This window comes from Sphaerisporangium cinnabarinum (assembly GCF_055567015.1).
This window is the reverse complement of record NZ_JBVHRG010000011.1, coordinates 216,015-222,349: the sequence shown is the minus strand read 5'-3', so window position 1 is coordinate 222,349 and position 6,335 is coordinate 216,015. Positions and strand designations below refer to the sequence as shown.

Here is a 6,335-nt window from a genome sequence, read left to right as displayed (position 1 = left end):
CTCGAGCACTACAACATGAACCGACCCCACCTTGGCATCGGCGGCATTCGCCCCATCGACCGCGTCAACAACGCAGCGGGTCAGTACAGCTAGGGCTGCCGGCCCGCCGCCCGAACGGCCGGACCGCCGGGGCGGCCGGGACGCACGAGGGCCCCGGTCGTCGACCGGGGCCCTCCGCTCGTCCTCGGGACGCGTCGGTCAGGACACGCCGAGCAGGTCGATGACGAAGATCAGCGTCTTGCCGGACAGGCGGTGCCCGCCGCCTGCCGGGCCGTACGCGAGCTCCGGCGGCACCACGAGCTTGCGCCGCCCGCCGACCTTCATGCCCGGGATGCCCTGCTGCCAGCCCGCGATGAGGCTGCGCAGCGGGAAGTTGATCGACTCGCCGCGGTTCCACGACGCGTCGAACTCCTCGCCCGTCTCGTACTCGACGCCGAGGTAGTGCACGTTCACGGTCGCGCCGGGCGTGGCCTCGGGGCCGTCGCCCACGGTGATGTCCTCGACGACGAGCTCGGTGGGCGCGGGACCCTCCGGGGCGTCGACCTCGGGACGGGACAGTCCGTTCTCTCCAGTGGTCATGCTCCGATCCAACCACGGCGCCGGGCGGCCGGTCCGGCGCGCGGACCCGCACCCGCCCGGAACCCGGCGGGCGAAGGGCCGAGGTTGGGGTCGTCCGCAACCCCGGTCGGGGGCGCCCCGCACGGCCCGTTCGGCGACGCGCAACACCGCGGGCCCGAAAATCGCCATCATGGAGGCATGCCCACCACACCTGAGCCGCCCTCCGGCGTGCCCGCCGACCCCTCGCACCCGGACGCTCCCGGGGCGACGCCGACCGCGGTGCCGCCGACCGCCGTCGGGCACCGGCCCACCGCGCAGGAGGTGCGACGGTGGCGTCGCTTCCTCGCCGACGAGCGCGCCGAGGCGGCGGTCTACCGGGACCTCGCGAGCCGCCGGACGGGCGAGGAGCGGGACATCCTGCTGGCGCTCGCGGAGGCGGAGCGCCGCCACGAGCAGCACTGGCTCGACCTGCTCGGCGAGGACGCGGGACGGCCGCTGCGCGGTGACTGGCGGACCCGCACGCTCGGGTGGCTCGCCCGGCGCTTCGGCGGCGTGTTCGTGCTCGCGCTCGCCCAGCGGGCCGAGGCGCGCTCGACGTACGCGACCGACGCCGACGCGACGCCCCGGATGGCGGCCGACGAGCGGATCCACGAGGAGGTCGTGCGCGGCCTCGCGACGCGCGGGCGCAACCGCATGTCGGGGACGTTCCGCGCGGCGGTGTTCGGCGCGAACGACGGCCTCGTGTCCAACCTCGCGCTGATCCTCGGCATCGGCGCGTCCGGGGCGTCGAACAGCACGGTGCTGCTCTCGGGCCTCGCGGGCCTGCTCGCGGGGGCCCTCTCGATGGGCGCGGGGGAGTACGTGTCCGTGCGCTCGCAGCGCGAGCTCCTCGACGCGTCGACGCCGAGCCCGCAGGCGTCGGCGGCGCTGCCCGACCTCGACGTGGACGCGAACGAGCTCGCGCTCGTCTACCGGGCGCGCGGCATGGCGCCCGCCGAGGCCGAGGAGCACGCGGCCGACGTCCTCGCGACGTACACGCAGCAGACCGTGATCGCGCCGCCGCCCGGCGTCGACGAGCACGAGACGCACGGGACCGCGATGGGGGCGGCGGTCTCGTCGTTCCTCTTCTTCGCGTCGGGTGCGCTCATCCCGGTCGTGCCGTACCTCCTCGGGATGACGGGCTTCCTCGCCGTCGGGGTGGCGGCGCTCCTCGTCGGGATCGCGCTCCTCGCGACCGGCGCGACCGTCGGGCTGCTCTCGGGGACGTCCCCGCTCACGCGGGCCCTGCGCCAGATCGCCATCGGGTTCGGCGCGGCCGCTGCCACGTACGCGCTCGGCCTGGTGTTCGGGGCAACCGTCGGGTGAAATCCGGCGCGTCGAGTGGTGAGCGTCACACTCCCGTGCCTACCGTGATCTCGGACGGGCCCCACGGCCCGCCTCTTCGCTGCACCGACGACCCACGGGGCACACGATGGACGCGACGCACGACGCGCAGGGCAGGCGCGCACCGGCCGCCCGTCGCTGGCTCGTGCGCGCGCTCGTCGCCGGAGGCGGTCTCGGTGCCGGGCTCGCGTTCGCCGTCGCGACCGCGGGCGGCGCGTCCGCCGCGGACGACCCGCTCGGGCTCGGCAAGGCCCTCTCGCCCGTCACGTCGACCGTGCAGACCGTCGTCGACCCGGTCGTCCAGGACGTGGTCAAGCCCGTCGTGCGGGACGTCGTCGCCCCCGTGGTCCAGCCCGTCGCCCCGGTCGTGGAGCAGGTCGTCGCCCCCGTCGCCCCGGTGGTCGAGGAGGTCGCGCGGCCCGTCGCTCCCGTGGTCGAGCAGGGGGTCGAGCCCGTCGCCCCCGTGGTCGAGCAGGTCGTCGAGCCGGTGGCGCCCGTCGTGCAGCCGGTGACCGACGCCGTCGCTCCCGTGACCACGCCGGTGCTCGACGTCGTCGCGCCGGCCGCGACGCCCGTCGTCGAGGCGGTCGCCCCCGTGGCGAACCCCGTGCTCGAGGCGGTCTCGCCTGCGCTCGACCCGGTCACCCCGGTCCTGGAGGCGCTGACGCCGGTCCTCGACGTCCTGGCCCCCGTGACCGACCCGATCCTCGGCCCGGTCACGGGCCCGCTCGCTCCGCTGGACCCGCTGACGCCGCTGCTCCCCGGGACCCCCGGCACGGGCGCTCCGGGCACGGACGACCCGGTGGTCGACGGGCCGTCGATCCCTGGCCCGGGCACGGCCGACCCGGGGGACGTCGTCGTCGCCCCGACGGTGACCGCCTCGCCCGTGCCCGTGCCCTTGCCCGCCGCACCGGCGGCCGTCGAGCCCACCGCTTCTACGGCGGGCCGTGACGGTCGAGACGGTGTCGCCGCGCGGGACGCGCGCGCCCGGACGGCGGCGGTCGACGTCGCACCGACGGGTGCGCCGCCCGGTGCGGCGCTGCCCTCCGACGCGCCGACCGGCCCCGGGGACGTCCCCTCCGACGGCGGTCCCGGCATGACCCCCTCGCCCTCCGGCAGCGCGCAGCGCGCCGGGGCGGGCGGCGAGCTCGCGGCGGTCGGCAGCGGCGCCGACGCTCCCGCGCTCTCCTCCTGGACCGCCGTCGTGGACGACGCGCGGTCGAAGCACCCGTCGACCTTCTTCGAGGTCCCCGTCTCTCCTGCCTGACGTGGCTCGCGTCGCGCCCCGAGCGCGGCACACGCGACCCGGCGCCGTCGTGCGCCAGCCACTTCTGAGCAGGAAAGAGAAACGATCATGCACACCTTCGTCCGGCGCGCGCTGCGCACAGCGCTCGTCACAGGCGGCCTCGTGGTCGTCGGGGCCGGAGCGGCCCACGCAGCCGAGGGCGACCTCCTCGGCGATCTCGGACTGGACGTGTCGGTCGAGGCTCCGCTGAGCCAGGTGACCGAGGTCCTGCCCGACGTCGCGGTCGACGTGCCCGTGCACGTCCCCGTGAATGTGTCCGACGTCGCGGTGGGCGCCCTGGGCGACGCCGCCGTCACCCCCGAACCGGCACCGGCACCGGCGCCTGCGCCCGTGCCGGAGCCCGCTCCGGCGGCTCCCGCCGACGTGGACGTCGACGTGCCGGTGACGATCCCGGTGGACGTGTCCGGGGTCGCGGCCGGTGTCCTGGGTGATGCGGCGGTGACCCAGGCTCCGGCCGAGCCTGCGCCCGCGCCGGAGCCTGCTCCCGCACCGGAGCCTGCTCCCGCCACGGGGGCGGACCCGGCGAACATCGACCTCGACGTGCCGGTCACGGTCCCGGTGAACGTGTCGGGCGTCGCTGCGGGCGTCCTGGGTGACGCGGCGGTGACGCCGGCTCCGGCGACCGGTGGTGGCGCCGAGGGCTCGACCGGCGGGGAAGCGTCCGGCGTGGACGTCGACGTGCCGGTGACCGTCCCGGTAGACGTGTCGGGTGTCGCCGTCGGCGTGGGCGGTGACGCCACGGTCGGCGGCGGGACGGCCGGCGAGGGGTCGGGCGACGGGACCGGCTCGACCGGCACCGACGGCTCGGGCCTGCTCGACGGCGTCCTCGGCGAGGACGGCCTCGTCGACGACCTGCTGGGTGACGGTCTCCTCGGGGGCGGTCTGCTCGGCGAGGGCGACGGCCTCCTGGACGGCGTGCTCGGCGAGGACGGTCTCGTGGACGACCTGCTCGGCGGCTCGTCCGGCGACGGTCTGCTCGACGGCGTGCTGGGCGAGGACGGGCTGCTGGGTGACGGCGGCGCGCTCGACGGCGTTCTCGGTGAGGACGGCGTCCTCGGGGCGCTGCCCGACCTGGACGTCGACCTGCCCGTGACCGTGCCCGTGACGGTCTGCGGCGTGGGCGTGGGGCTCCTGGGCGACTCCTCGGCGGGGTGCCCGACGGCCGCCGTCGTGCCGACGAACCCGACCGACCCCACGGACCCGACCGACCCCACGGACCCGACCGATCCGACGGACCCGACCGATCCGACGGACCCGACCGACCCCGCGGACCCGACCGACCCCGCGGACCCGACGGGTCCGGTGGACCCCGGGACGACCGGCGGCACGGTGACCTGGGTGCTCAACCCGGTGAGCACGGGGACGGGCGCCTCGGCCGCCACCGCGACCGGTGCGGCGACGGCCGCGTCCGGCGCCGTCACGGCGTCGGGCCCGACCGCCCTCGCCACGACGGGCGCGGGCGGTGACCTCGGTCTGCTCGTGATGGCCGCGCTGCTGACGCTGCTCGGTCTGTCGCTCCAGCGCTTCCGCCGGAAGTCCTGGGTCGCGGACCCGGACGCCTACACCCCGGTCTTCACCGACCGGAGCTGACGTCCAGAGACGGCAGGACCGCCCGGGCAGCGTGCCCGGGCGGTCCTGGCCGCGCTCGTCGCGCGCTACGCGACGGCGAAGACGAGGGCCGCGATGGCGAAGCCCATGACCCCGATGGCCGTCTCCATGACCGTCCACGTGCGGAGGGTCGTCTTGACGTCCATGTCGAAGAACCGGCCCACGAGCCAGAACCCGGAGTCGTTCACATGACTGAGCACCACGGACCCCGCTGCCACGGCGACGACGACCGCGGCGAGCTCGACCCCGTTGAAGCCACCGGCCTCCACGGCCGGGGCGATGAGCCCTGCGGCGGTGGTCAGGGCGACGGTCGCGGAGCCCTGCGCCACGCGGAGGATCGCCGCGATGAGGAACCCGGCCACGATGACCGGCAGGCCGAGGTCGCCGAGCACGTCGGCGAGCGCGTCACCGATGCCGGTCGCGCGCAGCACGCCACCGAACATGCCGCCCGCGCCGGTGATGAGGATGACCGAGCACACCGGGCCGAGCGCCGAGTCGAGGGTCTTCTCCAGCGCCGTCCCGGAGACGCCGCGGCGGCGGCCCAGGACCCAGGCGGCGACGAGCACGGTGATGAGCAGCGCGATCGGCGTCGCGCCGACGGCGCGCAGCGTCTGCACGGCGGGGTTGTCCCCGTCGACGGCTCCCGCCGCACGCAGCGCGTCGAGGCCCGTGTTGGCGAAGATGAGCACGAGGGGGAGCAGGAGGATCGCGACGACGGTGCCGAACTTCGGCGGGTTCTCGAGCTGGTCCTCGTCGGCCTCGCCGAGGATGGCCGGGATGGGTAGGTCGATGCGGCGTCCGGCGAAACGGCCGAACAGGTAGCTCGTGACGTACCACGTCGGGATCGCGACGACGAGGCCGAGCAGGATGACGATGCCGATGTTCGCGCCGAGGAACTCCGTCGCGGCGACGGGGCCGGGGTGCGGCGGCACGTAGATGTGCATGACGGAGAACGCACCCGCGACGGGCAGGCCGTAGAGGAGGAGCGAGCCGCCCAGCCGCCGCCCGACGGAGAAGACGATCGGCAGCATGACGACGAGACCGGCGTCGAAGAAGATGGGGAAGCCGAAGATGAGGGAGGCGAGGCCGAGCGCGAACGGCGCCCGCTTCTCACCGAACTTCTCGATGAGGAAGTCCGCCATGACCTTGGCGCCGCCGCTCGTCTCCACGAGCCGGCCCAGCATCGCTCCCAGCCCGACGAGGAGCGCGACGGTCGCGAGCGTCGTGCCGAATCCGGCCGTGAGCACCTCGACGATCGACCCGGTCGGGATGCCGGCGACCACCGCGGTGAGCAGGCTGACGAGGATGAGTGCCACGAAGGCGTGCAGCTTGAGCTTGATGATGAGGAACAGCAGGATCGCGATCGCGCCGGCGGCGATCGCGAGCAGCGGTCCGGCGGTCAGGGTCTGTGTCCAGTCCTCGGGGGGCATGGTGTCTCCGTCGACGTCGGGTCGTGTGGGTGGTGGGGGGAGTGCAGGTC

General features: G+C 75.3%; 5 protein-coding genes. 3 read left to right on the top strand and 2 right to left on the bottom strand.

Annotation, left to right across the window (positions count from 1 at the left end):
- Positions 1–198: 198 nt before the first annotated feature.
- The gene (locus ACZ4MO_RS16525; RefSeq protein WP_043659735.1) at positions 199–579 is read right to left on the bottom strand and encodes an FKBP-type peptidyl-prolyl cis-trans isomerase; all 381 of its coding nucleotides are present in this window, start codon (positions 577–579) and stop codon (positions 199–201) included.
- A 177-nt stretch (positions 580–756) separates the two neighbouring features.
- Here ACZ4MO_RS16525 and ACZ4MO_RS16520 point away from each other — a divergent pair, with 177 nt between their 5' ends.
- From ACZ4MO_RS16520 to ACZ4MO_RS16510, 3 genes are all read left to right on the top strand, one after another.
- Positions 757–1,923, top strand: a complete 1,167-nt coding sequence (locus tag ACZ4MO_RS16520) for a VIT1/CCC1 transporter family protein (RefSeq protein WP_114553354.1) — start codon at positions 757–759, stop codon at positions 1,921–1,923.
- Between the two features lie 106 nt (positions 1,924–2,029).
- Positions 2,030–3,208, top strand: a complete 1,179-nt coding sequence (locus ACZ4MO_RS16515) for a hypothetical protein (RefSeq protein ID WP_175009348.1) — start codon at positions 2,030–2,032, stop codon at positions 3,206–3,208.
- A gap of 87 nt (positions 3,209–3,295) precedes the next feature.
- Positions 3,296–4,837, top strand: coding sequence for a hypothetical protein (locus ACZ4MO_RS16510; RefSeq protein ID WP_175009347.1), 1,542 nt, complete (start codon positions 3,296–3,298; stop codon positions 4,835–4,837).
- A 65-nt stretch (positions 4,838–4,902) separates the two neighbouring features.
- Here the strand turns inward: ACZ4MO_RS16510 and ACZ4MO_RS16505 are convergent, their stop codons facing one another.
- On the bottom strand, positions 4,903–6,285 hold the full coding sequence (locus ACZ4MO_RS16505; RefSeq protein ID WP_175009346.1) for a GntT/GntP/DsdX family permease: 1,383 nt from the start codon (positions 6,283–6,285) through the stop codon (positions 4,903–4,905).
- Between the last annotated feature and the right edge of the window lie 50 nt (positions 6,286–6,335).